General features: G+C 55.1%; 20 protein-coding genes and 2 pseudogenes. 13 read left to right on the top strand and 9 right to left on the bottom strand.

Annotated features, from left to right (window positions below):
• Positions 1–57 precede the first annotated feature (57 nt).
• The 9 genes from RBB82_RS13995 (at position 58) to gyrB (ending at position 11,778) form a co-directional block, all read left to right on the top strand.
• Entirely contained in the window at positions 58–810 is a 753-nt protein-coding gene (locus RBB82_RS13995) for an SDR family NAD(P)-dependent oxidoreductase (protein WP_433971231.1), read from the top strand.
• 122 nt (positions 811–932) lie between these two features.
• A complete protein-coding gene (locus tag RBB82_RS13990) occupies positions 933–2,399 on the top strand; it encodes a circularly permuted type 2 ATP-grasp protein (protein ID WP_433971229.1) in 1,467 nt (488 codons plus the stop codon).
• Between the two features lie 12 nt (positions 2,400–2,411).
• Positions 2,412–3,398, top strand: coding sequence for an alpha-E domain-containing protein (locus RBB82_RS13985; RefSeq protein ID WP_433971227.1), 987 nt, complete (start codon positions 2,412–2,414; stop codon positions 3,396–3,398).
• 96 nt (positions 3,399–3,494) lie between these two features.
• The gene (locus RBB82_RS13980) at positions 3,495–4,490 is read left to right on the top strand and encodes a transglutaminase family protein (RefSeq protein WP_433975384.1); all 996 of its coding nucleotides are present in this window, start codon (positions 3,495–3,497) and stop codon (positions 4,488–4,490) included.
• Positions 4,491–4,984: 494 nt separating this feature from the next.
• A complete protein-coding gene (rpmI, locus tag RBB82_RS13975; RefSeq protein ID WP_260735028.1) occupies positions 4,985–5,182 on the top strand; it encodes a 50S ribosomal protein L35 in 198 nt (65 codons plus the stop codon).
• 239 nt (positions 5,183–5,421) lie between these two features.
• Complete coding sequence (rplT, locus tag RBB82_RS13970; protein WP_433971225.1) at positions 5,422–5,823, top strand: 50S ribosomal protein L20; 402 nt, start codon at positions 5,422–5,424, stop codon at positions 5,821–5,823.
• A 100-nt stretch (positions 5,824–5,923) separates the two neighbouring features.
• Entirely contained in the window at positions 5,924–7,273 is a 1,350-nt protein-coding gene (locus RBB82_RS13965) for an FAD-binding oxidoreductase (protein WP_433971223.1), read from the top strand.
• 19 nt (positions 7,274–7,292) lie between these two features.
• Positions 7,293–8,063: an SDR family oxidoreductase gene (locus tag RBB82_RS13960; protein ID WP_433971222.1), complete on the top strand. Its 771-nt coding sequence runs from the start codon at positions 7,293–7,295 to the stop codon at positions 8,061–8,063.
• Between the two features lie 1,066 nt (positions 8,064–9,129).
• On the top strand, positions 9,130–11,778 hold the full coding sequence (gene gyrB / locus RBB82_RS13955) for a DNA topoisomerase (ATP-hydrolyzing) subunit B (protein WP_433971221.1): 2,649 nt from the start codon (positions 9,130–9,132) through the stop codon (positions 11,776–11,778).
• A 776-nt stretch (positions 11,779–12,554) separates the two neighbouring features.
• Here the strand turns inward: gyrB and RBB82_RS13950 are convergent.
• The 3 genes and pseudogenes from RBB82_RS13950 to RBB82_RS13940 all read right to left on the bottom strand — a co-directional run.
• Positions 12,555–13,145: a hypothetical protein gene (locus RBB82_RS13950; RefSeq protein WP_433971219.1), complete on the bottom strand. Its 591-nt coding sequence runs from the start codon at positions 13,143–13,145 to the stop codon at positions 12,555–12,557.
• A gap of 326 nt (positions 13,146–13,471) precedes the next feature.
• Positions 13,472–14,050 carry a hypothetical protein gene (locus tag RBB82_RS13945; protein WP_433971217.1) on the bottom strand — a complete coding sequence of 193 codons (579 nt, stop codon included), beginning with the start codon at positions 14,048–14,050 and terminating at the stop codon, positions 13,472–13,474.
• 516 nt (positions 14,051–14,566) lie between these two features.
• Positions 14,567–15,226, bottom strand: a pseudogene (locus tag RBB82_RS13940) (DDE-type integrase/transposase/recombinase); the annotation flags it as partial.
• A 69-nt stretch (positions 15,227–15,295) separates the two neighbouring features.
• On the opposite strand from RBB82_RS13940, the gene RBB82_RS13935 reads away from it, so the two are divergent.
• The 4 genes from RBB82_RS13935 (at position 15,296) to RBB82_RS13920 (ending at position 17,599) form a co-directional block, all read left to right on the top strand.
• Entirely contained in the window at positions 15,296–15,523 is a 228-nt protein-coding gene (locus tag RBB82_RS13935; RefSeq protein WP_433971216.1) for a hypothetical protein, read from the top strand.
• Complete coding sequence (locus RBB82_RS13930; protein WP_433975383.1) at positions 15,418–16,332, top strand: IS110 family transposase; 915 nt, start codon at positions 15,418–15,420, stop codon at positions 16,330–16,332. Before RBB82_RS13935 ends, RBB82_RS13930 begins: the two co-directional genes overlap by 106 nt.
• Before the next feature lie 259 nt (positions 16,333–16,591).
• Positions 16,592–17,119, top strand: a complete 528-nt coding sequence (locus tag RBB82_RS13925) for an IS110 family transposase (RefSeq protein ID WP_433971214.1) — start codon at positions 16,592–16,594, stop codon at positions 17,117–17,119.
• Positions 17,120–17,149: 30 nt separating this feature from the next.
• Positions 17,150–17,599 (top strand): transposase, encoded by a 450-nt coding sequence (locus RBB82_RS13920; protein ID WP_433975382.1) that lies wholly within the window; start codon positions 17,150–17,152, stop codon positions 17,597–17,599.
• A 325-nt stretch (positions 17,600–17,924) separates the two neighbouring features.
• Here the strand turns inward: RBB82_RS13920 and RBB82_RS13915 are convergent.
• From RBB82_RS13915 to RBB82_RS13890, 6 genes and pseudogenes are all read right to left on the bottom strand, one after another.
• Positions 17,925–18,206, bottom strand: a pseudogene (locus tag RBB82_RS13915) (transposase); the annotation flags it as partial.
• Positions 18,207–18,426: 220 nt separating this feature from the next.
• The gene (locus tag RBB82_RS13910; RefSeq protein ID WP_433971213.1) at positions 18,427–21,744 is read right to left on the bottom strand and encodes a carboxypeptidase regulatory-like domain-containing protein; all 3,318 of its coding nucleotides are present in this window, start codon (positions 21,742–21,744) and stop codon (positions 18,427–18,429) included.
• Positions 21,745–23,023: 1,279 nt separating this feature from the next.
• A complete protein-coding gene (locus RBB82_RS13905) occupies positions 23,024–23,497 on the bottom strand; it encodes a hypothetical protein (protein WP_433971212.1) in 474 nt (157 codons plus the stop codon).
• Between the two features lie 142 nt (positions 23,498–23,639).
• Positions 23,640–24,284: a hypothetical protein gene (locus tag RBB82_RS13900; RefSeq protein WP_433971210.1), complete on the bottom strand. Its 645-nt coding sequence runs from the start codon at positions 24,282–24,284 to the stop codon at positions 23,640–23,642.
• Between the two features lie 190 nt (positions 24,285–24,474).
• Positions 24,475–25,614, bottom strand: a complete 1,140-nt coding sequence (locus RBB82_RS13895; RefSeq protein ID WP_433971208.1) for a pepsin-like aspartic protease — start codon at positions 25,612–25,614, stop codon at positions 24,475–24,477.
• 337 nt (positions 25,615–25,951) lie between these two features.
• Positions 25,952–26,260: a transposase gene (locus tag RBB82_RS13890; protein ID WP_433971206.1), complete on the bottom strand. Its 309-nt coding sequence runs from the start codon at positions 26,258–26,260 to the stop codon at positions 25,952–25,954.
• Positions 26,261–26,274: the final 14 nt, after the last annotated feature.

Raw genomic sequence — 26,274 nt, 5'->3', positions numbered from 1 at the left:
AATTAGATGGTTATCGAATTATCGAACCATTGACTGAAACCAAGGAGAATGTCAGACATGAGCAAGCTCACAGGAAAAGTTGCAGTGGTAACAGGGGCGTCGAAGGGTATTGGAGCGTCGATCGCCGAGCATTTTGGCGCCGAAGGAGCGTCGGTTGTGGTCAATTACAGCACCAGCAAGTCTGGGGCAGATGCTGTGGTCAAAAAGATCACCGATAGGGGCGGTAAGGCGATCGCCGTGCAAGGCGATGTCTCCAAGCCGGAAGATATTACCCGCCTGTTTGCAGAGACTAAAAAGGCCTACGGAAAGCTCGATGTACTGGTCAACAATGCGGGTATCTACGACTTCAAGCCTCTGGGAGAGATTACGCCGGAGCACTTCCATAAACAGTTCAATTTGAATGTGCTTGGGTTGCTGTTGACGACACAGGAAGCAGTGAAGTTGATTGGGCCGGAGGGCGGGTCGATCATCAACATCAGCTCGATTGTGGGGCAGATGCCGGCTCCGACCGGGTCGGTTTATAGCGCGACGAAGGCTGCTGTTGATTCGTTGGCGGTTTCGCTATCGCAGGAGCTTGGACCGAAGAAGATTCGCGTGAACTCGCTGAATCCCGGCATGGTTGAGACGGAGGGTCTGCATGCCGTTGGCTTTGCAGATAGCGACTTCCGCAAGCAGACAGAGGCGACGACTCCGCTGGGACGCATTGCGCAGCCAGAGGATATCGCTACGGCGGCTGTGTTCTTTGCCTCCGACGATGCTGGCTGGGTTACGGGCCAGACGCTGATGTTGGCTGGCGGCAAACGGCTGTAAGTTTCATGAAAATTGCATAGGAGAAGGCTGCCTTTTGTGGCGGCCTTCTCCTTTTGGTGTCGAAGGAGCGGCGAGATTGAGTTTGGATGGTTCGGGATGTGCCGCTATACTCAAGGCTCCCAATGCTTCCAACTCAGTCACCCCAGTTCGAGCATGCGGCCCTGAAAAACTATCTGCTGGATCACGCCTATGACGAGATGTTCAGAGGGCCTGGCGACCTGCATCAACACTGTGAGCTGTTGCTGGACCACTTTGCGTCGCTGCCGTCGGAGGAGTTGCAGCGACGGAAACAGGCAGCGGATCTCAGCTTTTTGAATCAGGGCATTACGTTTACGGTGTATGGGCGCGAAGAGGGGACGGAGAAGATCTTTCCGTATGACCTGATTCCGCGGATCATTACGGCCGCTGAGTGGGCGACCGTGGAGCATGGGCTGACGCAGCGGATTACGGCGCTGAATCTGTTTTTAAAGGACATCTATAACGAGGGACGGATTCTGGACGACGGGATCGTGCCGCGTGAGGTGGTGTATAGCTGCAAGCACTACAGACGGCAGATGGCGGGGTTGCAGGTGCCGCGGAATGTCTATATCGCCGTCTGTGGGACGGATTTGATACGGCTTGAGAACGGCGAGTTTGTCGTGCTCGAAGATAATCTGCGGGTGCCGAGTGGCGTTAGCTATATGCTGACCAATCGCAGGGTAATGAAGCGGATCTTTCCCCAGCTGTTTCGTAGTTACAACGTGAGGCCGATTGAGCAGTACACGCAGCTGCTGCTGGGGACGCTGCGGTCGCTGGCGCCGGAGGGCCGGCCAGAGCCCAACATCGTGTTGCTGTCGCCGGGGGTGTTTAACTCGGCCTACTACGAGCATGCTTATCTTGCACGACAGATGGGGATCGAGCTGGTTGAAGGCCGCGACCTGGTGACACATGACAACGTTGTCTATATGCGGACGACGATCGGGCTGAGACGGGTGGATGTGATCTATCGACGGGTGGATGATGACTTCATCGATCCGCTGGCGTTTCGCAGGGACTCGATACTTGGGGTTGCAGGGCTGTTCAATGCGTATCGCGCAGGAAATGTGACACTGGCGAATGCGTTTGGGACGGGCGTCGCAGATGATAAGGCGCTGTATGCGTATGTTCCGGAGATCATCAAGTACTACCTGAGCGAAGAGCCAGTGCTGAAGAATGTTGAGACGTATCTGATGACAAGACCGAAGGAGCGGCAGCATGTGCTCGCGAATTTGGACAAGCTGGTTGTGAAGGCAGTGGGTGAGAGTGGCGGCTATGGGATGTTGATCGGACCGCAGTCGAGCAAAGCGCAGCAGGAGGAGTTTGCACAGAAGATTCAGGCCGATCCAAGGAACTATATTGCACAGCCGACGATTTCTTTTTCGCGCGCGCCTTGTTTGATTGGTGATGAGTTGCAGCCGCGGCATGTGGATCTGCGGCCTTATGTTTTGTATGGCGACAAGGTGACGATTGTGCCGGGTGGGTTGACGCGAGTGGCGCTGAATCAGGGTTCGTTGGTGGTGAACTCGTCGCAAGGTGGCGGAAGCAAAGATACGTGGGTGCTAAGCCAGTGAAGGGAGATGCCGATGCTGTCTCGCGTTGCGGATAGTTTGTACTGGATGAGCCGGTATCTTGAGCGCGCGGAGCATACAACGCGGCTGCTCGATGTGAATTTGAACCTGATGCTGGATGAGAGCCCGATCAGCGCGGAGCGGCGATGGCAGCGGGCGCTGCAGGCTCTGGGTAAGCCGAAGGATATCGAGTGGACAGGCGAGCCGTATGCACTGACTCAGGCACTGATATTCGATACGGAGAACAAGGCTTCGATTCTGTCGTGCATCATCTCAGCGCGAGAGAACTCGCGACATGTGCGTGAGCAGATTTCGACGGAGCAGTGGCATCGGTTGAACAGCCTATACCTGCAGGTGACGCGGCCAGAGATGCAACAACAGAAACAGTCCGAGGCGCTGGCGAGTGGGATGGCGCAGCCGAGTGAGTTTCTGCAATCGGTGATGGAGGCGGTGCATCAGTTTCAAGGTGTCACGGACTCGACAATGAATCATGGCGAAGGATGGCAGTTCATCCAGGTGGGGCGATACCTCGAGCGAGCTTCGGCGACTGCGCTTCTGCTGCAGGCTTACCACGTCGACCTGTGGGGACAGCCAGGGAGAATCGCTGAAGGGAATGAGTATTTGGACTGGATGGGATTGCTGCGCTCTGCGACGGCGTTCGAGGCGTATTGCAAGGTGTATACCGCGGACCTGACGCCGGATCAGATCTTTGAGTTTCTGTTGCTGGATGAGGAGTTTCCGCACTCGGTGCGATTCTCGATCGATAGTGTGCAGTGTGCTCTGGAGAAGATCCAGGGAGATAGCGGCAGGAGCCGCGCCGAGACGTTGCGGCGACTGAGTGGACGGTTGCACGCCTCACTGAACTACAGCAGCGCCGATGAGATTTTGAATCAGGATGTGTTGGGTTATCTCGGTGGTATTCAGGAGCAGTGCCGTGCCATTCACGAGACGATCTATGAGTTGTACGTGGATTATTCGATTCAGACAGCTCTGGCAGGATGATGGTCGCAATGAGGCAAGTACCGGAGATGCCGGCAACACTCACGAGTAGTTGTCGATGACTAGAAGACCGCCCCTATGGAACTGAAAGGACAGGCTATGTATTTTTCAATTCGCCATCTGACGAAGTTCCTGTACGGCAGCGAGGTCAGCGAAAGCATGATGGAGACGCGGATGCATCCGCGGAGCGACCAGAATCAGCGCTGCCTGACGTTTCATCTTTCTGTCAGCCCACGATGCCGGGTATTCAGCTATCGCGATCATCTGGCGAACCATGTCCACCACTTTGATATTCCGGGAATGCATGGGCAGTTGGTGATCGTTGCTGAATCTCTGGTGGAAGTACAGCCGGCGGCTCCGATTCCGGCATTTCTTGCGCCCGACGCCTGGAACGACCTCGATGCTATGGTCGAGCAAGGCGACTATTGGGAGATGCTGCTGCCGAGCGAGTTTACTACGCCGACCGCGGCGCTGGATGCTCTTGCCGCAGAGCTGAACGTGCGACGCAGAGACGATCCGTTGATGGTTCTGCACCAGTTGAATCAACAGATCTATGAGTACTTCGACTACAAGCCGAAGTCGACTCATGTCGATTCGCTAATCGATCTTCCATTGAGCACCAGGGCCGGAGTTTGCCAAGACTTTGCGCATGTCATGACTACTCTGGTGCGGTCGAAGTTGCGAATTCCCTGCCGGTATGTAAGCGGATATCTGTTTCATGGCGAGAGCGATATGGACCGGTCGATTAGTTCGGCGACGCATGCATGGGTCGAAGTGCTCCTTCCGCAACTTGGCTGGGTGGGCTTCGATCCGACGAACTGGCTGGTGGTGGGGGATCGTCACATTCGTGCGGCGATTGGCAGGGACTACGCCGATGTTCCGCCGACGCATGGAATCTTTCGTGGCCGGGCGAACAGTCAGCTAACCGTGGCGGTGCGAGTGACTCCGAGTTTAGGTGCACCTTCGCTTGATCAGGAGTTGCCAGTACCTGAGGACTGGTCAATCCTGGTGGAGAAGGCGACGCAGTTACCCGAACAGCCACCGCCGCCGACGCGGCAGCAGCAGATGGCACAACAGCAACAGGAGAAGCCTTAAGGCAAGCAAAGATGGTCGTTAAGGCAAAAGTTACAGCAGTCGAAGATCATACGCGTGCGGCTAATCTGTATGGGCATGCCGGGGTGCGAGGAGAAGCTGTCGCACGGCGAGCCAACGCGGTTTGTGCATAAGAGGGTGGCCGCACCCTATTGTCCTAAGCAGTCAAGATTTCAGTCCTCTGGGTGCGTCAAGCCCTCCTCGAGTGGTAATGAGCGCCGCGGGTATCAACGCACCGGTCAAACTGAATCATTTCCATATGGAAATGAACGCATCGGTGCGCCTCTCGGTGACGACCTCTACTTTGTGGAGCTTGAGAAATCCTCGGAGTAGAGCCCTCGCCTGCGGCAGCCAACCCGCTAAGTGCCCTGTTTATAGTCACCTAAAGAGAAGCGGTACGAGCCGTCTGTATTTGCCGACAAATCAAGACAACTCAGAGAACCAAACTCGTATATACTCAGTAAGTTGTCCAGAACACAGTTTTCGTCAGGAACACCATGCCAAAGTTGAAGACACACAGCGGCGCAGCCAAGCGCTTTCATAAGACCGGCACCGGCAAGTTCAAGCGCGGCCAGTCCAAGATGCGCCACATCCTCACCTCGAAGGCCACCAAGACCAAGCGCAAGCTCGGCGGGTCGGCGCTCATCTCTGAGGCGGATCAGCATAAGGTTGCCCGGATGCTTCCTTACGCCTGATTATCAGGCAGGAAATCATCAGTTGTTCAAGTCGAGCCGTCTGAAAAACAAAGGGCCAGTAAAAGCGTTCCGGCCCCTGGAACCGCGGTAGCGGCTCCACCGAGACTTGAAGTTGCATAGCGAGTGAAGAGGCCAAATCGTCGTTCGCACGAGTCGCTTTCAGAACATGAGCTGATTGAGACGAGAATGCGACCCTTACCTCCAGCCGCTTAAACGATGTACGCAAAAGGAGAAGCAAGATGCCCCGTGTAAAACGGAGTACAAAACGCAACGATCGCCGCAAAAAGATCCTCAAGCGCGCGAGTGGTTACTTCCTCACCAAGTCCAAGCTCTACCAGGCCGCTCAGGAAGCTGTCGAGCGCGGGCTCAAGTTCGCCTATACCGGCCGTAAACAGAAGAAGCGTCAATTTCGCGCTCTCTGGATCGTCCGTATCAACGCGGCCTGCCGCAACAACGGTATGAGCTACTCCACCTTCATCAACGGCCTCAAGCTTGCCGGCAATCAGTTGGATCGCAAGGTCCTCGCCGACATCGCCGCGAACGACGCCGCAGGCTTCGCCGCGCTGACCGTCCAGGCCAAGTCCGCGCTGAAGATTGCAGCAGACAAGCACGCCGCAAAGCGCGCCCCCGCTGCTGCCTAAAGCAGAGTTGCATACCAGAAAGAGGCACGGCCCACGCTGTGCCTCTTCCTTTTTAACCTGAACCCGTCGTAAATCACGACGAACCAAGTATCCTGTCTCTATGCCCGACCCTATCGCAACAGAGGAAGCTACACAGGTCCAAGCTCCCTTCGAATCCTGGGGCCGCTACCCAACCTACGGCGCGAAGCTTCTGCCATTGCATTGGCAGAGCGACTTTCCTGCAGTTACCGCAGGCCTGCACAACGGTGCGCTTCCCGTCGGAATGGGCCGCAGCTATGGCGATGTATGCCTCCTCAAGGACGGCAACCTTCTCGTAACCACCGCGATGAACCGCCTCATCGCATTCGATCCCGAGACCGGCCTCCTCACCGCCGAAGCCGGTGTAACCCTCGCGCAGATCCTCGACTTCGCAGTCCCCCGCGGGTTTTTTCTCCCCGTCACGCCCGGAACAAAATATGTAACCCTCGGCGGAGCAATTGCCAACGACATCCACGGCAAAAACCACCACGTCGCTGGAACCTTCGGCCGTCATGTTACGCAATTCGAGCTCGTCCGTTCCGACGGCTCCCGCATGCTCTGTACTCCGACGGAAAATCCGGAATTTTTCGCGGCTACAATCGGCGGCCTTGGCCTGACAGGCCTCGTCAGCTGGGCTACGCTCCGCCTCAAGCCCATCGTCTCCCGCAAGATCGACTACGAAGGTATTCAATTCCACGGCATCGACGAGTTCCTCGACCTCACCAACCAGGCGAAGGACATCGAGTACACCGTCAGCTGGGTCGACGTCACCTCCACCGGCCGAAACTTCGCCCGGGGCGTCTTCATGCAGGGCGATCACTCAGCTAGAAAAGATGATCTCACCAGATCCGCAAAGCCAAAGCTCTTCTTCCCCTTCGAAGCCCCCGGCTTTGCCCTCAACTCTCTCTCCGTCAGCCTCTTCAACACCGCCTTTTTCCATAAGCAGATCCACAAGCGCGTCGTCGCCCTTCAGGACTACGAGCCCTTCTTCTATCCTCTCGACAAGGTCCTTCACTGGAACCGCATGTACGGTAAGCGCGGCCTCCTTCAGTTCCAGTACGTCCTCCCCTGGGAGCACGCCAAAGAGGGGACCATCGCCATCCTGCAAGCGGTCGCGAAGTCCGGCCTTGCCAGCTTCCTCGCCGTCCTCAAAGCCTTCGGCGACGTACCCTCTCCCGGCATGATGAGCTTCCCCAAGCCCGGCATCACCCTCGCCCTCGACTTCCCAATCAAGCCCGACAAGAGCTTCCCACTCTTTCAGCGTCTCGCCGACATGACTCTTGAGTTCGGTGGCCGCCTCTACCCCGCGAAAGACGCTGCCATGACGGCTTCTCAGTTCCAGGCCTTCTATCCACAATGGCAGCACTTCGCCCAATACCGTGACCCGATGCTCACCTCCAGCTTCTGGGAGCGCGTCACTGAAAATTCATAAGACCGGACAAAACAGGAATATGAGCACGACTGCACAACCGACCACAGCGACTCCGCGCAAGATCCTCGTCCTAGGAGCCACCTCCGGCATCGCCGAAGCCACTTGCCGCATCTGGGCCTCGCAAGGCGCTAGCCTCTTCCTCATCGCTCGCAACGCGGAAAAATTGGCAGCCGTAGCAGCCGATCTCAAAACTCGCGGCGCCAGCTTCATCGACACTGCCGTCGCCGACCTCGACGACACCGACAAGCATCCCGAGCTCCTCGCCCATGCCATCAACTCCCTCACCGGCATGGACATCGCCTACCTCGCCCATGGCATCCTCGGCGACCAGACCGAAGCCGAGCGTGACTTCAACACCGCCGCTCAGATTATTCACACCAACTACATGGCTCCGGTCTCGCTCCTCACCTGGCTGGCCAACTTCTGCGTCCAGCGCCACTCAGGAACACTTGCTGTCATCTCATCGGTAGCTGGGGACCGCGGCCGCAAGTCCAACTACCTCTACGGTTCCTCGAAGGCCGGCCTCTCTGCCTTCCTCGGAGGTCTGCGCAACCGCGTCGACCGCGAAGGCGTCACCGTCCTCACCATCAAGCCCGGCCCCACCAAGACCGCCATGACGGCGAACATGCCAAAGAGCGAAAAGTTTGCCGACCCCGAATCGGTCGCCGAATCCATCGTCAGCGCCATCGACAAGCGCAAAGACATCCTCTACGTGCCATTCCAGTGGCAGCCCATCATGTTCATCATCCGCAACATCCCAGAGCGGATCTTCAAAAAACTCAACCTCTAAACCTTCGCTCATCTGGCACCACACGCAACCGAAGATCTTCGCCGAAGCGCGCCTGCGCAAGGAACTCACTTCACCAAGCCTCGATGCAACCGTCTTCCAAGCCTCAAGGATGTGCGCGGCCAGTTCCCTACAGACGGCGGCCGAAAATAAGTACCGGGGGAAAGCCGCGATCAAGCTGGCTTGCACACCAGGCAACATCGGCAGCCAGACTGCCACATGACCATCTTTGTGATGGTTATTGGCAAGCATGACGAACAAGCTTGGCAGTTTTGCCGCGGTAGGCGCCATTGACGAAAAGAACCAGTTCATCGCTGTTAGTAGATATTGCCAGAACGAAGATCATTGCCGTGATTATCACGATTTTCTATGTGGTCTCCAAACGGCGAGAGGCTAAAATCTTTGTTTGGAAGATATGTCCCCATGAGCCGCCATGGACCATGGCTTTACTTTAGAGCAAATAAAATGACCCTCCGCAAAGGGTCATCGTTGGGCTCTCACGAGCATAGCTTTTCGATCAAATCCGCTGTTATCCCTTAGGACCTGTTGAGGGTGGAGTGGTTGTGCCGCCACCACTACCGCCGCGGCCGGGACAGTCGTTACCGCCTTTATCCTTGTTGTGGTCGCAATCGTGGTCATGGTCATGATGACACCAGCCAAACCAGGACCACGAACTGCCACCGTTATCGTGATCGTGATCACAGGCGAAGGCTGAGCTGGAGGTTGTAAGCAGTGAGAATCCAACAATCGATACAGCTATCAAACGGTTCAATTTCATTGGTTCACCTCGGGGAGTTACGAGCCGAAGCATAACAAGCCACAGGTGTTAGTGGAGTACAACTTTCGGAGCACCGGCGGTGGTTACCGATGGGCCAGCGATTGCTCTAAAGGGAGCCTCTACCCTGGTCCCTGGCAGCCTCCAGACGTCCTACAACGTGCTATACTTAAGGCACTGAGAGTCAGGCTGGAACCTGTGTAAAGCGCTGTAATGGCGCGGGTTTTCGCGGATTGCGCGAACACGGGACGGGCTGAAAATCCTGCAACTTCAGCAACCGCTGAACGGAGATACATGGCATCTACTGCAATCCCCACCGAAGGTGCTCTTTTAGAGCTTGAAGCTGGCGCAATTAAGGATGTCTCCACCAAGGGAAAAGAGGGTGGCGGCTACTCGGCCGAGAACATTACTGTTCTGGAAGGCCTGGCGGCGGTACGACTGAGGCCGGCGATGTATATCGGCTCAACCGGTGAGCAGGGCCTGCACCACCTCGTCTACGAGGTCGTAGACAACTCTGTCGACGAAGCGCTGGGTGGCCATGCGACCAAGATCGATGTCACCATCCATGTCGACAACTCCATCACTGTGGTCGACGACGGTCGCGGTATTCCGGTTGACGACAAGGTGATCAACGGTGAGAAGATGCCAGCGGTGCAGGTTGTGCTGACCATGCTGCATGCGGGCGGTAAGTTCGACGCCTCGAACTACAAGGTCTCGGGTGGTCTACATGGCGTCGGTGTGAGCTGCGTCAATGCGCTGAGTGAAGAGTTTGATGTCGAAATCTGGCGCGACGGTCATGCCTGGGAGCAGGACTACTCCAAGGGAGCGCCGATCAGCAAGTTGAGGAAGATGGGCTCTTCCACGCGCAAGGGTACGAAGGTTCACTTCCTGCCGGACAAGTCGATCTTTACAGTGACGGAGTTCAACTACGACACGCTAGCGCAACGACTGCGTGAGCTTGCCTTTTTAAATAAGGGGCTGGAGATTCATCTGACGGACCAGCGCACGACCGACTCGAAGACGGGCGAGTACAAGCATCAGGAGTTTAAGTACATTGGCGGAATTGCGGAGTTCATCAAACACTTGAACAAGGGCAAAGCTGTGCTGCATGACAAGCCGATCTACATGGAGGCCGAGCGGGATAACGTGGCCATGGAGATTGCACTCCAGTACAACGATGCCTACTCCGAGACCGTGTTTACGTTTGCGAACAACATCAACACGATTGACGGTGGAACGCATCTTTCGGGTTTCAAGACAGCATTGACCAGAACGATCAATGCGGCGGGGCAGTCGCTGGGCTTGTTCAAGGATGTGAAGGAGAACCTTAGCGGCGACGATGTTCGCGAAGGTCTCGTGGTTGTGATCAGCGTGAAGCTGAGTCAGCCGCAGTTTGAAGGACAAACGAAGGGCAAACTGAACTCGGATATTGCCGGGACGGTGCAGGCGTTTGTGAACGAGCGTCTGGGCGCGTTTCTGGAGCAAAATCCCTCGGTTGCGAAGAAGATCATCAATAAGGCGATTGACGCTGCTCGCGCGCGAGAGGCTGCACGTAAAGCACGCGACCTGACACGGCGTAAAGGAGCACTGGATGGCGGTGGTCTGCCTGGTAAGCTTGCGGACTGCTCGGAGCGGCAGCCAGATCGTTGCGAACTTTATCTCGTAGAGGGAGAGAGCGCAGGCGGAACGGCGAAGCAAGGACGCGACCGGAAGTTCCAGGCGATTCTGCCGTTGAAGGGAAAGATTCTCAACGTCGAAAAGGCTCGCTACGACAAGATGCTGGGGCACGAAGAGATCCGCGCCATGATTACGGCGCTGGGCTGCGGGATTGGCAAGGACGACTTCGACGCAAGCAAGCTGCGCTATGGAAAGTTGATTCTGATGACCGACGCTGACGTCGACGGATCGCATATTCGCACACTGCTGCTGACGTTCTTCTTCCGGCATATGACGGAGTTGATCAAGCGTGGACATGTGTATATTGCTCAGCCGCCGCTCTATCGCATCAAGAAGGGCAAGTTCGAACAGTACATCAAGGACGATCGCGAGTATGTAAGTGTCATGGTGAAGCGCGCTTCGGATGGCATGGTGATTCGTTACGGCAAGGACGGCGGGAGGCTTGAAGGTGCTGCGCTGACCAAGTACATGGGTCAGTTGAACGACTATCTTGGCTTCTTCGATAAGGTGCAGAAGCGATTGCGAAATGACGATGTGACGCAGGCGTTTGCGGAGCTGTTTGCGCACGAAGGTAAGGACTCGGTGCGCCGCGTTGACTTTGAGACGCCCACGAAAGTCGAGGCGATGCGTCAGCGCCTTGTGGCGATGCAGAAGACCTACCAGTTCAAGAATGTTGGCGATGTCGTGATGGATGAAGAGCACAGGAGCTACTCGGTGAGCTATACCGACGCTCAGGGTGCAGTGAGGACGATCGACTGGGCGCTGGCTTCGGCTCCGGAGAGTCGTCAGATGCTGGCCAAGCATGCGCAGATCAAAGAGCAGCTTGTTGCGCCGTTCTTCATCGAATATGCGGCAAAGACCAAAGCTGAGGCCGCAGAAGAGGCCGAGGAGATCGCCTCAGAAGAGGGAGTTGCCGAGATTGCCTCAGCCCCTGGGACGGTCGCGGAGGTCAAGGCTAGCAAGAGAGCGAGCAAAGCTTCACAAGACCCGGTGGAGAAGAAGACCGCACGTGATGTGTTCGAGTATGTAATCGAACAGGGCAAGAAAGAGTATCAAGTACAGCGGTACAAGGGGCTAGGCGAGATGACAGCACCGCAGCTCTGGGAGACAACGATGGATCCGGAGCGGCGCACGCTGCTTCAGGTGAAGCTCGAGGACATTGCGGCCTGTGAAGAGATTTTTACAACACTGATGGGTGAGGACGTCGAGAGCCGAAGGAAGTTCATCGAAGAGAATGCGCTGGATGTGAAAAATCTAGATATCTAAACGGTTGCTGCTGTAGGTTGACACATGACTTGGGATTATTGACACATAAAGTGGGATTCCTTGACCGATTAAGTGAGATAAACCTACATCCGTCTAAAAATGGCCGGAGTCGGCGGGTTGGTGCCGTCTCTGGCTGCACCCCACTACAAACCTCTGCGCATTTCCTCACCGGTCAAGTTTGGACTCGGCTGCATGATTTCGCGCCGCTACGAGGTTTGATTTTGTTGTGAGGCGTCACAGTAAATGCAATTTGCATCACGATTGGCGAGTGGAATTATCAATTGCAATTGTGGTCACGAACCCGCCCCTGGTTGGGAAGCCCATATACCGTTTCCAATCAGTCGGTCAATTACAGTTACGCTAACTGGTTGTATCTAAATGATTTCATGGGCGTTGATGGCTAACGACAGCACCTTAAAGCACTCAGGAACACTGGGAAAAACACAGTTCAGAATTCGGCACCCTCGCCAGCACCCTCGCAGTTTGACTCTGGCAAACCCGTTGACCTCTGCCTACGCTGGGCAGAGGTCAATCGAGGTATGAGGTTGGCTCTTATCGCTCCGACTCCCGTTCCCGATTGTGAATTGTGCGAATAGCATTGCGGATCGCTTCGTTTGAACAGGAACTCGGCTCGATATCCCTAAGGAACGATGCCTCCGGCTTGAAGATCACCGGCACAATATGAAGTGCCAGCTCCTGTTCGGAAATCAACTTGATCATTGCACGGCATGTGTCCACGGCTGCGAAGCGATTCATGTAATAAGCCGCACGCACTGCTAGATCAAAGGCTTTAGCCGGGCTCCGGGAGGGGCTGTGGGAGTTCTGACAATCCAGTTCATTCTCTTCGCAATCGTCTCCGCGTGACCCCAAGAATAAAGCTGGGCTTCGACGTAAGCCTCATAAACTGTAAGAAACGTCTCCACTTGAGCTGCAAGAGGAGGCTGCGATATGGCAGAAAAGAACATCTCCGGCAATTCGCTGACTACTTGACGTTGCTCATCTTGATCGGCGATCGCCAATTGTTCAACAAAGCGCGCAAGCTCGGCTGCATCATATTGGCTGCTCGTAGCTAGACGATCCGTAATTGCAGAGAAGAGCTCCTGCAACACACCGCCCGCTCGGTTCTGTAGCACGTCATACGACGTGACCAGAGCTTGCTTCAGTTCAGCAAGCGTTTGGTAGCGTGCCTCTTTTGCCAAGCTGCAGCACCGATTAATGATGTGAAAGAGCGGTGGTGGAACGCCGTCATGCATCAAATAGGCAGGTTCGCGGCTTGTCAGCAAGACATAAAAAGTCTTATTAAGCATGTAGATGTCTCCGCTCGCATCTGCATGCTTGAAACCGCCCTGCTGGAATTCAGGCGGCATGTAACCGTGTGTTCCCCACCAGACGGAAATGTGTGAATCTATTTCTTAGCTCGAATTGCATGAACGGCAGCCACCGAAAACCTGCCCCATTCTGAATCTTCAAGTATGTCATTGAGCGCAGCAATGGAGGCCGCATCTCCAATGCGGCCAAGATCAGAAATGACATTCGGGAAGACACGGGAATCGAATGAACCTCCATGGCGGAAGAGCGAGGTCAAGTCGCGACGATTTGGGATTGCCTCGTGCAGGATTGGCCGGACTTTATCCGGGAAAATCTCGACCAAATCGACTGGTGGTGAATCTTTGTCAAAACGCCATTGTGAATGCTACAGATTGTAAAGAATGTCTGGCAGAGCCATCGCACACTCCTTTTGAATAAGGTGCCAAAGGTCTTCAACTCTCCTCCTGTAATCCTGAGATCCGGATAAGCGTAGAGTCCAGAACAATATCTCCCCGACAGCACCCCAGGCCAGGTGGTCCTTTGAGGTCGTATCAGAATAGACAGGCGCAGCTCCACACCAGCGCGCGCATCCGCGGACACCAGCAGGAAAAGCACCAATCATGTCTTGTGGAACGGAAGTATCTGGGTCGAGTCGAGACGCGAAATGACGAAAGACCGGCAATGCATTTGCGTCGCCGTTTTTCAGGAGCTCTATCAGAATCCAGTCAGTGTGGAACCCCGGTCTGCTTGCTATGGCAGCCAAAGAAAGGATTTTCGTTTTGTCCGGGGCTGATAGCTGCCAATATGCGTCCGAGTATGATCCCTGGAAGATGTCCTCAAATATCTTTCCTAACGCACCGTAAGCTTTGTCTCTCTGAAATTGCTCCCAGCTTTGTTCTTGGAGTTTCAGCAACTCAAGATCTTCCGTACTGGGTGGCCGCTCTGTGTCGATGATTGATTTCATCTCCTCCAGAGCTGCTCCTGTAGAAACGGGAGTTCGAAGCCCTCATACGTGGCGAGCACTTCCATACGCAGGCTATTGACGAATAGATTGTTCGTGTCGAGCTTTCGAGAACCTCACGTATTTGGTCCAAACGTTGAGTTCCTTCTACCTCTGCCTCACGGTGCATAGAGTGAATCAGATCAGTGCCCGCGAGACGCAAGTAATAGATACCCGTGTCCCATCCAGTCTTTGCAAGTTCGAGCTTCACATCAAGGCTCACTTGGCCCGAAACATAACGCTGACTGTCCAGCAATATCGCTAGAGAAAAGCACTTGAACGTTCCTTCACGCACCCTTGATAGTAGCTGGCCAAGGATAGGTAGCGTCTTCTGCAGGCGTTTCGAAAATGTGGAGCCATTCCGGATTGCCGCGAGGATCGCAGCAGAAGAAAGGTGGATCTTGGTATTGAAGCCCACTTCCATACTGTCTAACGACCTCTTCATCTGCTAAGTGGGCGCGAAAGCCGGCGCGTCTCACTGCAGTAACCGTTCTCCCAAGGACTTCCGGGTTCGATGTAAAGCGTCTTTGCACCGGTATCAGCCAGCCATTTGCGAAGGTCTTTGGCGACGAACTCAGGGCCGTTGTCGGAACGGATATGTTCTGGAACGCCCTTCATCACCATCACATCCGCCAGCGCCTCGATCACTTTGGCGCTGCTCCATCGCCGTTCGGGACGCACGAGCAGACTATCCCTGGTATGCTCATCGATCAGGTTCAACATCCGCACCGTCCTCCCGTCATGCGTCTTAGCACTCACGAAGTCATAGCTCCAGACATGGTTGGGGTGCTGCGGGCGCAGCCGCACGCACGACCCGTCGTTGAGCCACAACCGCCCTCTTGGCTTCTGTCTCTGTGGAACCTTCAGCCCTCACGACGCCAGATCCGCTCTACCCGGTCCTTGCCAACCTGCCAGCCTGTCCGCTTGAGCAACGCCTGATCCGGCGGTATCCATAACGGCCATACTGACTGGCCAACGTGATGATGGCCTGAGTAAGCGTGTCTTCGTCTTCCCGCTTGTCGGCCGGTAGCGCTGGGTGCCGCGTGGCTGCTTCGCCACACGACAGGCCTGCCGCTCGCTCATGCCATGCGCAGCACACGCATGGATCACCGCACAGCGCCGTCGTTCAGGGCTTAGAAGTAATGGGATGGTCCGCTCCGATTCCAACGAGAGCACACTATAACCAGGCAACTGCGGAAGGAGACCGCTATGAAGAAGCGCATTGAAGGAGTTAGGGTGTATAGCATCGATATTGGGAAGAACACCTTCCACGTCGTCGGCATCGACAGTTCGGGGAAGCCGGTGTTACACAGCAAGTTCCGTCGCGATCGATTGCTCGTCCACTTCGCGAACACGCCTGCAGCACTTATCGGCATGGAGAGCGTCCAGGATCGCAGTGGCTGGCACGCAAGCTCCAGGCATCGGGCCACACGGTAAAGATCATCCCTGCTCAGTTCGTAAAACCCTATGTCAAGTCCAACAAGAACGACATGGTCGATGCAGCAGCTATCGCGGAGGCAGTAACCCGACCCACGATGCGCTTCGCGCAGATCAGGCAACCGGAGCAGAACGCTCGTCAGGCGCTTCATCGCGTGCGCGATCGATATATGAGCCAGCGAACCGGACTCATCAACCAAATGCGAGGCTTTCTGTTGGAGTTCGGCATCGCCATTCGGCAAGGTGCCGGCGTCTTCAGACTAGATGTTCCACGGGTCCTTGGTGACGAGGAGAATGAACTTCCGCCATCCATGCGCACGCTGCTTGCAGACCTGTGGAACGATTTCAAGCTCCTGGAAGTAAGGATCGAAGAACTCTCGAAGCAGATTCAACGCAGCGTGCAGTACAGCGACACTGACCGACGACTCATGACCGTGCCCGGCATCGGACCGCTTGCGGCCAGTGCTCTTGAAGCCTCAGCCGGCAACGGTTACCAGTTCGTCAACGGGAGGTTCTTTGCCGCCTGCCTTGGACTTACGCCGCGAGAGTATTCCACTGGCGGCAAGACCACACTGCTTGGCATCAGTAAACGAGGGAACACCTATCTTCGAAGGATTCTGATCCATGGAGCCCGATCCTGCGTGCAGACCTGCGACAGGCAGCGTCATCCGCTGGGAGCATGGATTACTAAGCTCGAACAACGCATGCATCGCAATAAGGTGATCGTCGCACTGGCGAACAAGATCGCTCGAGTCGCCTGGAAGATCCTTACCAGGCCCGAGGAAATTTATCGCTGGGCTGACGTCTGACACAAGCTCTTCCTAAGTTTGCTGCGCAGAGAACTGATGACACAACGGTCGATCGGCATGGTGTAAACCCGAGCGGGAAACCGGTCTTCACTAAGACCGAAACAAGTTATTGGGAACGGCATGCGCGGATCTCATTATGGCCTGGTCGTCAAAAGCGACCGACTCGCGAGAGGCTGATTAGATAAGGGCGAAGGCTCTAGCGAAGCTCGTAGACTGTATCTGGTTTAGAGACCAGGGCCAGCGTGAGGAAGGAGTCGGGATGATCATAATAGGTTGTGATTTTCACCCTAGTTTTCAGCAGATCGCTATGTTCGATACCGAGACTGAAGCGACCGAAGAACACAAGCTGACGCACGCGAGCGGAGAAGCCGAAAACTTCTATCGAAAACTGACTGCGCCAGCGATCGTTGGCATCGAGACTGTAGGAAACGATCAGTGGCTCGTGCAGCTGTTGCAGAAGCTGGGGCACGAGGTATGGGTTGGGGACGCGGCACAAATCCGGGCCAGCTATGTACGGAAGCAGAAAACAGATCGACGAGATGCAAAACCCATACTGCAGTTGCTGATCGAAGGGAGGTTTCCACGCATCTGGATACCAGACGCCGGGGTGCGGGATCATCGCCAACTGCTGATGCACCGTCACAAACTGGTGCAGATACGGACCCGGGTCAAGAATGAATTGCAACATCTCATGCTGAACCAGGGAATGCAGAAAAAGCATAAACTGTGGAGCACGGAGGGCCGGGCAGCGCTCGCGTCACTACCGCTGGAGCCATGGACAGATTGACGCAGGAAGGATTTACTGAACCTCTTGGCGATGCTGGATGCTCAACTCGAGAGCCTGAACGATGCGGTGACGCGAGTGGCTCAAGAATATCCAAATGTTCCTCTACTGATGACTCAGCCAGGAATAGGTGCCGTTACAGCACTTGCCTTTGTGCTGACCCTGGGAGATGTGCATCGCTTTCCACGAGGCAAGCAGGTCGCCAGCTATCTGGGATTGGTCCCTTCCGAGCACTCCTCCGGAGGAAAGCAACGGATGGGTGGGATCAGCAAACAAGGCAACCGGCTCTTGCGATTCCTTCTCGTGGAAGCTGCCAACATCGCGGTGCGCTTTGATCCTGAATTGCGAAAGAATATCTGCACCGCTGCCATCACAAACACTTCACCGTCGCCAAGGTGGCGACGGCTCGTAAGCTTGCGATACGGATGTATTGGATGCTTCGTACACAGACACTGTATCCACAGGTTCTTTCATCGAGGGTAGCCTGAAATGTATTCTGGTCAGCGCAAGCCAGACCGACAGGCTGAGTAGGCGCCCTCGCACCCAATAAAGATTGGGTGTCCGAATAAGCAATCATGGTCGCAGTCGTGATCGAATTGATGGTTGGTGGAGAACGTTCCACCCAAGATGATTCGATAAAGGGATCCGCTCGGACTCTGGTCTCTAAGCTCTGACTCCGAGCGTTGCTTCAAGCAGCGGGCAGGAAACCTTTGCCCTTGACAGAGCCTTCGCCCTTATTGACGAATACATTTACGCAAACCGCTATGTGTCAGAAGCAAACCTGCGCTTGCAAAAACGGAGCGGACCATACATTTCCCGAGGCGATGTCCTTCAACACCAGCTTCTCCAGGCTCAACTCGGAGACCAACCGCTTCAGCTTCGCGTTCTCCTGCTCAAGCTCTTTCAGACGCCGAGCCTGATCCACCTTTCAATCCACCGTACTCCTTGCGCCAACCGTAGTGCGTCTGCTCTACGATCTCGGCTTCCTTGCACGCTTGCTGCAACGTCCTGCCATTCGCTACTCCCACACCTCAACCTGCCGCAGCAGGTCCACGATCTGCTCCGCTGTATGCTTTTTGCCTCGCGTCATACATAGCTCCTCTTGTTCCAGTTCTATCGCTTCTCAACTGGCACAAAAGGGGCCGGGCAGACCAAGATTCATATCTCAGAACTCTATTAGTTCGGCGAAGTGGAACACACGCGAGCCAGCGCAATTCTCTCAACGGTCTCCGACGTGATCTCGCACTGGAGCATGTTCGCCACAGCATCGGTTTTGCGCCAGCATTCTTGCGTCTGTTCCTTCGGACCTGCTAATAGATAAACTTCAACGCAAATTGCACTTGGCGCGGAGTACCCGCCGCAAGGATATAGTTGAATGTCGGCGAACTGATGTCGCTGTCGGGCAACCGGAAGTTCGTGCGGTTCAGGATGTTAAACAGCTCCGCGCGGAATTGTATATGCTTTGATTCTGTCACATTGAAATTTCTAAGCGCACCGAAGTCCCAATCGGCAAAAGCGGGGCCGACATTCACGTTGCGACCTTCTGTGCCAAACTGCCCCGCGTTGGCTGTGGGATCGAGTCGCTGGAAAGCACTGGCATTAAGCCATGCATTAACTGAGCGCGGCCCGTTATTGGGATTGCCGACAAGATTGGGCCGCTGCGCGGAAAAGCCGGTGATCTCCGGCGCTGTACCTTGCGCTGCGACGTCGTTCGAGTCGAACACTGTGAACGGCGTGCCGCTCATCAGTGTTCCTATCCCATCCAACTGCCAACCGCCTAATCCCCACTGGTACCAGTTCTGCGGATGGTTCCAGAACGGAAGCGCCCATACATAGCTCCCAACGAATCGGTTGCGCGCGTCGAACAACGAGAGCCCACGCTCTGCTGCGAGGTTGAAGGGATCCTGAGCGAGATCGTTTTCGCCCGCGACTGGCTTCGCTGCCGACCCGGTTATGTTGAACGACGACACATCGTCGATCGTCTTCGACCACGTGTAGGACACGAGAAATGACAACCCATGACTGAACCGCTTGCGCAACGACGCTTCCAACGCGTTGTACGACGAATTGGCAATGCTCGTGATCTCGCCGGTCGATGAAATCTTGCAACTGCTCGGCGAATCCGCGAGTGTGCAGCCTGAATAGAGCCGCCGTTGGTCGGCATTGCTGGAATTCGAGATCGGCTGGCCGTTCACGGTTCCGGGGACGAACACCGCCGGGTTCGCTTCTATAAAGCGCGGCAGGCGCGTGCCCTTTGTGCCAACATATCCGATCTCGAACAGCAAATCGGATCCGAACGACTGCTGCAGATTCAAGTCCCAATCCTGCGCGTAAGGGAGCGTCAACGTCGGCGATAGAGTCAGGTTCGTGAGTGGCGTGGAAAACGTTCCTACGGCAGGAGGATGGCCATTGAACGGATCAGCGAAGTCCGGCAGGCTCACCTGCGGCGTTCCGAGGAACGGAGGTGCACTGATCGGCGCCTGCAAAGGACCGCCCTGTCCGGTGTAATAAGGTTCGTAGAAAATTCCATATGTCGAAGTGATCAGCAACTTGCCATCACCGTTCGGGTCCCACGCGATACCAAACCGCGGCGCGAACGCCTTGAAATCGGTTTGGATCAAGCCATCGGGCACACCGGGATCGCCCGGATATAACAGTCCCAGCGGCGCATTCGGCATGACAGTAGATTGCTTCCCTGGCTCAAACAACGATACCCGGTTATGAATTTCGGTGTAGGGGATGGGCAACTCGTAACGCAGTCCTGCGTTGATCGTGAGTCGCGGCGCAACCTTATACGTATCCTGCACGTACAGGTTTGCATTATTGCCGCGAATACCGCGCGAAAAATCGCCGATGCCTTGCAGGAAGACGACCGCCTGCCCAGTGAGGAAGCTAGCGAACGCATCTGTAACCGGGAATGGCGCAAATACGAAGAAGCCGTTAGTGGCAATCCCTTGCAGCGTGTTGATTTGCTGATGCTGATATCCTCCTCCGAATTTCAAGGTGTGCTTGCCGTGCACCCAACTCACGGACCCAGAGTAATCGAAGACGTTTTCGTAGGTGTTGCGTGGGCCCGTGATTGGATCACCAATTGTGGAATAGCCATTCACTTGGATGAATGGGGGGCCAGTGGCGATAGCGAGACTCGGTTGGTATTGGAATCCAAAGTCTGATGGCGGCTGATGATCCTCGTGCTCGCCGTAGAGGAATTTGTTCCGGAGAAACGAGAATCGGGCTATAGCGATAAGGTTCGGCGTAAAGGTGTGCGTCTCTTGTGCGACAAAGATCTGCGCCCGCTGATTTTCTCCTATTGGGTAGCCCGGCACGCTGGCGCCTCCCGGCGATAGCGGATCCACCTGGGAGAGCTGGTTGAACATGTAATTGAAGTTCAGCATGTCCTTTTGAGTGATATAGTCATCAACTTTGATTCCGAACTGATCGGTATTGTTGGTTAAAACTTGGGTGGTGGAGAACAGATTCGTGCCGTCGTTCGGAAGCGGGAAGAACTGCAGCAGATTTTTTGAAATCGGGTCGAACTCGGGTTCCGGCACCTGGTTATTCAGGTAGGGGGCATTGGCGAAGACGTTGAAAAGCTGGTTCTGAGGGTTATTGCAGAAGCCTTGCGAGAAGCCCTCCGGGCAGAGTTCAGAGAAGTCGCCTGTACGCTGCTTCACCGACGGCACTGGGGTAAGCCCTGTTTCGCCCTGGCGATTGCGGAAGCCTTCATAGAACCCGAAGATAAAGATCTTTTCCTTTTTGATCGGCCCGCCGATCGTCGCGCCAAACTGGTTTTGCTTCAGTGGCTCCTTCGCCGCCCCCGAGTAAAAGTAATTGTTGGCGTCGACTGCGTCGTTGCGCAGGAACTCCCACAGCGCCCCGTGGACGTGGTTTGTACCCGACCGCGTGATGATGTTTGTCGTCGATCCTAGCGCGTTTCCGAACTCTGCATTCGCGCTATGCGTAATGATGCGGAACTCGCTGATCGCATCCACCGGAGGCTTGAGGACGAATCCGCCGTCGACCCCGTTAAAGTTGTTCGCGCCGTCGATGAGAAAGTTGTTCGATTCAGGTCGCTGGCCATTGACCGCATATACCTGTCCGGCGCGCAGCGATCCACCAGCTTCGGCTATCCCGGGCGTCAAGGGAACGACTCCAGGCTGCAACAGGCCAAGTTGCGAGAAGTTGCGCCCATTCAGCGGCAAATCCTCCAATTCGCGCTGTTGGACTACCTTGCCCATGCTGGTGACGGTTGGCTCAATCAGCTCGGCATCGGCGTTCACCACCACCTGCGCCTTTTCCGATCCGACCGCGAGACGTGGCGAGACTGCAGCCGTCTCGTTCACGTTGAGCGTGATGCCTTCCTGCACGTATTGCTGGAAACCCTTCGCTGCGACCTGCAGGCGGTAGTGTCCGACCGGGAGTTCCAGAAGAACGTAATTACCGTTGCGATCAGTAATCGTGCTGCGCGAAAGGCCCGTTTCCGCCTGTCGTGCTGTAACAGCAGAGCCCTGAATGACAGCGCCGGTTGGATCTGTAACTGTTCCGCGAATGTTTCCCGTGATTTGCTGAGCAGACAAACTGAGACAAGCAAGCACTACAAATGCCAGTACATTGCAAACGATTTTCATGTTGCTTTCGAGCCTCCAAAAGACTTGAAACTACAAACAGAGTGACGCCGGTGCTTCGCATGAAACCCGTTACATGTATCGTCGTTACACCGTGCGCCAGGAACGTACCGTATGGTCAAAAGTTCCGTAAGTTAGAGAGCCCTGGCGGAAATACCAGTGGCGGAGCACCTATGTTCAAGGGAAAGAAATCGCTTGGCGGACTGCACGATGAACGGTACTAGTTAAGTCGTTGCAATGTCTTCGCCTAGACGATGGACATTTTTCTCAACCATTGGGTGGACCCTTCACCGCAATCGGCCAATGCATTTTGCGTAACACTGCGCGACTCGCCTGAGCGACAGAGACAGCATTGCCGGCGGCTCCGGATAAGAGCAAGTCGGGCCCGGCGAACCTCTCAATGCTGAATTAGCCTTGAAGATCCTCTTCTAGCTCGAACATTAGAAAAGCCCCATCCTACATCGCGGGGGCGGGGCCTTCGTCGTTCCAGTCTCAAGTTGCCGGTCACTTCCACTCGCGAATCTCTTTGTTGTGATTACTGCCGGATCGCACTACTGCGCTGCCTGAGTATGGGGTCTGAGTTGCAATGGAACGGAAAAGCGTTAAGGATCTACGAATCTCAGGAAGCGCGGAGCAGTTCCACAGCTGGCGATTTAGATGTTGCGAGGTGACTGATAATCAGTGGCCTCGCCTTATTTTTACGGATGAATAGACTAGGTGATCTCGATGCTGGTTTGCAGGTGGAGATTTCCCAGTATCCAAAGCAGTCTTGAAGCTCCACTCGGTCACGGCATCTACGGAGCTTGGGCATAGTCGGGGCGGAGAGTCTTCGAGGTGTGCACGCTTGTGGGTTTGCCTTCGGCATTCGCCTCGACTGCGAGGTGGCTCTGGATTTTAATCCATGAACGGCCACGTCTTGAGCCACGTGTTCCTTGCTCTCAGTTGTCGTGTACAGGTCAATGCACTCATTGAGGTCAGATTAACATCGTGAATCGCAAAGGGTGCCGCTGTTCGCGCAAATTTGGCTGCCGCGGTAATCGTCTTCGTGTCTGGCGTTTGTCTAACTGGCCTTGCATACATTAATAATCAGAGCTCTGCGACTTACAGGTGTTCGCCGGAATATGCAACAGAATATTCTTGTGATGGACTAGCGATTTCTGATTGCAAGTCGCAGAGGGCGGAGTCACAGACCACGTGCTTGGCAACAAACACGTGGTCTCCCAGTGTGTGGGTTCTTTGGCTACCTTGGAAGATCCACCCTATGGTGTGCACAATGAGAGCGCTAGCATACGTCGCGACTACGACACTTAGTCCAGCACACTCTCAATTGCGCACGAAGCGTCGCCGACACTTGTCCATAAGTGATGTTGGAATTCTGCCCCGTTCCGGTACCGTCGAAGCCTACAAAGCTGTGCGCAATCGAATTCCTGCCGATAATGCGTTTACACCTAAGACAGCAAGCGCCCCCCTGCTCTGACAAAGCTCGGCGAATAAGGGTTGGCATCTGTGCCAACAATCCAGTTTTGGATTTCCCAATTGAGCTTTTGTTGTCCAAATAGATCGCATATTGTTGCCACGCTGAATTGAACCCCTGCGGCGAATAGCCATTAAGTTGCAACGAGCAGCCGGGATCTCCGGTATCGACGCTGGCTACCGTGAAGACCTTGGTGATGTCCAGCTCCACATCCAACCCGAGGATCGGATGGGCAAGACCCTCCTTGAGTTGGCTCATCATCACGAAGTTGGAATTGCCCAAAAGTCCAAAGCGCGGGAGCTAACAGTAAGAAGTTGTTGGCAAAATACCGACCAGTCGGTGCATCGGGGTCGTGGACGCTCCAATCGGAGCAGGCGAACCCAACCCGCAGTTCCTTCCCTGTTGTAACCTGGAATTCCCGGAATTATATTAGCCGTGTAAAAGTGGTCATTCGATCCGGCGCGTAGCGGCGAACCAACTCTCTTGCCGTCGCTGACTGCGCACCGGTGGGCCAAATATAACCGCTCATTCCGTCAGCCCGATATCCAGCAACGATCGTTGCGCTATCGTGCTCGGCGATACTCAGCGTGTAGAGGTGGCCACCCGTCGAAGGGTTATATGACCGATAGAAGGGCTGGGGGCCGACGGGAGCTGTTGCATACACGTAACCGCAAGTCGATTCTGAAGTCCATTTCGGAATCAGATTCTTCAGATCGAGCATCTCGATGTGACTGGCGGTGTGAAAGTGCCACAATCCGTCCGGGCTCAGGAGACGATAGAGAGGAGAGGTATTCGGAGCGTTGACAATCGAGGTGAAGCCAGTGATGCCTTGCCAGATGTAATTGGCCGCAGACTCATTCGGGTCGATCGTGTAGAAGAAATCGCCGGTTCGAGTGTTATAAAGACGAAAAAGTTTTCGCCAGTTTACCTGCTGCATGGCGTCCGGGTTAGGGCACCAGAAACCAATCCCCTCACGGATGAAACCATCTTCGTTGACCGCTACATCTCGCTCGTCGAGAAACGTCGTGAACAAATGGCTTCCGTTCGTTGTCTGACGCACCCGATACATTGGAACAGGATTGGAACCGCTGCTTACAACCAATTGAAAGGGTCGGGTTCAGAGGTCGCTCCCATGTTTGTTACTGCTGCGGTGGCTTCGTTGTCGTCCAGCGTCTAGAAGTTAGTGTTGCTCATTTGAGATCTCCTTAGTTCCGTCGCTGTCAGATATAAAAATGAAGCAACGCAATGTAAGCCAAATCCTAAGCAGCTCTCGTGGCAAACTTTATGACTCCACGACCGCCATCCGCTTCACCATCGAAGATGGTGAAATATCCGTTCATCAGGGGAAGACCGAGAATGGACAGCCCGGGACTTCCCTTAGTTATGGCCGACATAGCCCAACCTTCTTTTTGCGTGTTTAGCTGCCAGTAGTCGGACGGCGCCACCTGGAGCGAAACGTCCGCGGTATCGCCCTGTAGAACGAAGGTCAATGTAGGCCAACTACCTAGCTTGAGATCCGCGTTGGAGGCCAATTTCTCGTCGAGCACGGACTGTGTCAGCAGTTGCTGTTGTGCAGAGCTGAACTTTGACATCACAGCCTTCAGTAGTTGCGGAGGCAAATCCAAGCTATTAGTGCCGCTATCGACGATCGAATTCGAGGGCATTCCTTTAGGACCATTCCAGCGCCCGATGATCGGGTCTTTTGTGCCGACAATCACAGCTTTTAGGTTTGTGTTGTACCACTCGTCGGCAAGTACTTTGACTGTCTGGAAAGCGCCAGTGTAGAGGTCAGTGCTCTCTTCCCCGCCGCCAACGACCATCACCCCTTGGTTGAGAGGATCGTTTTCACCACCACTGCCAACGTGGACGAACGAACGTCGCGTTATAAAAGAGATAATGTCTGAGACAATGCCGGCATCGGAGAGCTGGGTGAGGTACGGCTTGATCTCGCCGTGTTTACCGGTTCGAACCTGGACCTCAGTGTATTTATTCGTCCAAGTGTTCTGCGGCATGGCAAAGGCGTCGTCGAGCGGAGCATAGGCAAGACCCAGAATGCCGTCGGTCTCTCCGAACATATCAACTGAGGCAGAATAGGCGATCGCCGCGTTTCCCCCCGGAAGGCTAACCGTTGAGTCGCCCTCGCCGATCGACAACTCAGTTGTAACGACTGCGCCGGTCCAGTAGCTTCCGTCGCCGTAAGAATCGGTCTGGGCCAAGTCTGTGGACTTATCTCCCCCAGTCAGGTTTGGCTTGTACTTTTTGGCATCGAGCGCGAGAGCGCTACTACCTGTGTCGAGCAACACGTTCATTGGCTTCTGCTTTGGGCCAACGAGGATACGACCGGTGTAATCACCGTCTGCATAGATATTAGTGATTGGAATACGAGCAATTGTAGACATTGAAATACCTCCAGCGACGATTTGAAGATAACTCGAAGCAAATGGCATCAGCCGATTCAAAGGTTGTTGCCGCCTGCTCTACTAAGTAAAGCGGAGCAGACCTCCAAAAGGTGTCACAACCTGACGGAAATCCCCTCATTTTGCTAGCCGAATCTTTGCGTTTTGCGCGTCATCTTGGGGTTATCCAGTGCAGACCTTGATTGGAGAACTTGATGCCGGTGATGGCCAATCTTGCTTAGGCAGTTATTGCGTCCGGAACCGCTCGACAGTCCTGTCCGCTCGAGAGCACCGCCCATGCGATACGGGCAAACTTGTTGGTTGCGGCCGTGATCACTACCTACCGGCGCTCAAGAGCGTTCAGCCAGGAGGAGAACTCCCGGCCCTTATGAAAGGCCGCTTCATTGCCGATCGCCGCTACGATCGCGGTTGCAACCAGAGGCCCGTTACCCGGGATGTGCCTGAGCCGCTGGCAGGCTGGAATCGGAAGAGGCGATCTGTTCAACCCTCCGCGTTCCTCGCAACGATCTGTTGCTCCAGATCCTTCCACTCGCTCCAGAGCAGGCTGACGAGGTTGCGCATGCGTAGCGTCAGGCCTCCCGATGACTCGTGGATGTACTTCGTTGCGACCGTGCAAGGTCAGAGTCATCTCTGGCGCCAGCG

This window comes from Tunturiibacter lichenicola (assembly GCF_051013355.1).
Lineage (GTDB): Bacteria > Acidobacteriota > Terriglobia > Terriglobales > Acidobacteriaceae > Edaphobacter > Edaphobacter lichenicola_F.
This window is presented reverse-complemented; position numbering and strand designations above follow the sequence as displayed.

Excerpts from the sequence above, each read along its gene's own strand:
- RBB82_RS13995 (WP_433971231.1), top strand. The coding sequence starts at position 58 with ATGAGCAAGCTCACAGGAAAAGTTGCAGTGGTAACAGGGGCGTCGAAG.
- RBB82_RS13990 (WP_433971229.1), top strand. The coding sequence starts at position 933 with ATGCTTCCAACTCAGTCACCCCAGTTCGAGCATGCGGCCCTGAAAAAC.
- RBB82_RS13985 (WP_433971227.1), top strand. The coding sequence starts at position 2,412 with ATGCTGTCTCGCGTTGCGGATAGTTTGTACTGGATGAGCCGGTATCTT.
- RBB82_RS13980 (WP_433975384.1), top strand. The coding sequence starts at position 3,495 with ATGTATTTTTCAATTCGCCATCTGACGAAGTTCCTGTACGGCAGCGAG.
- rpmI (WP_260735028.1), top strand. The coding sequence starts at position 4,985 with ATGCCAAAGTTGAAGACACACAGCGGCGCAGCCAAGCGCTTTCATAAG.
- rplT (WP_433971225.1), top strand. The coding sequence starts at position 5,422 with ATGCCCCGTGTAAAACGGAGTACAAAACGCAACGATCGCCGCAAAAAG.
- RBB82_RS13965 (WP_433971223.1), top strand. The coding sequence starts at position 5,924 with ATGCCCGACCCTATCGCAACAGAGGAAGCTACACAGGTCCAAGCTCCC.
- RBB82_RS13960 (WP_433971222.1), top strand. The coding sequence starts at position 7,293 with ATGAGCACGACTGCACAACCGACCACAGCGACTCCGCGCAAGATCCTC.
- gyrB (WP_433971221.1), top strand. The coding sequence starts at position 9,130 with ATGGCATCTACTGCAATCCCCACCGAAGGTGCTCTTTTAGAGCTTGAA.
- RBB82_RS13950 (WP_433971219.1), bottom strand. The coding sequence starts at position 13,145 with ATGCCGCCTGAATTCCAGCAGGGCGGTTTCAAGCATGCAGATGCGAGC.
- RBB82_RS13945 (WP_433971217.1), bottom strand. The coding sequence starts at position 14,050 with ATGAAATCAATCATCGACACAGAGCGGCCACCCAGTACGGAAGATCTT.
- RBB82_RS13935 (WP_433971216.1), top strand. The coding sequence starts at position 15,296 with ATGAAGAAGCGCATTGAAGGAGTTAGGGTGTATAGCATCGATATTGGG.
- RBB82_RS13925 (WP_433971214.1), top strand. The coding sequence starts at position 16,592 with ATGATCATAATAGGTTGTGATTTTCACCCTAGTTTTCAGCAGATCGCT.
- RBB82_RS13920 (WP_433975382.1), top strand. The coding sequence starts at position 17,150 with ATGCTGGATGCTCAACTCGAGAGCCTGAACGATGCGGTGACGCGAGTG.
- RBB82_RS13910 (WP_433971213.1), bottom strand. The coding sequence starts at position 21,744 with ATGAAAATCGTTTGCAATGTACTGGCATTTGTAGTGCTTGCTTGTCTC.
- RBB82_RS13900 (WP_433971210.1), bottom strand. The coding sequence starts at position 24,284 with ATGTATCGGGTGCGTCAGACAACGAACGGAAGCCATTTGTTCACGACG.
- RBB82_RS13895 (WP_433971208.1), bottom strand. The coding sequence starts at position 25,614 with ATGTCTACAATTGCTCGTATTCCAATCACTAATATCTATGCAGACGGT.
- RBB82_RS13890 (WP_433971206.1), bottom strand. The coding sequence starts at position 26,260 with ATGACTCTGACCTTGCACGGTCGCAACGAAGTACATCCACGAGTCATC.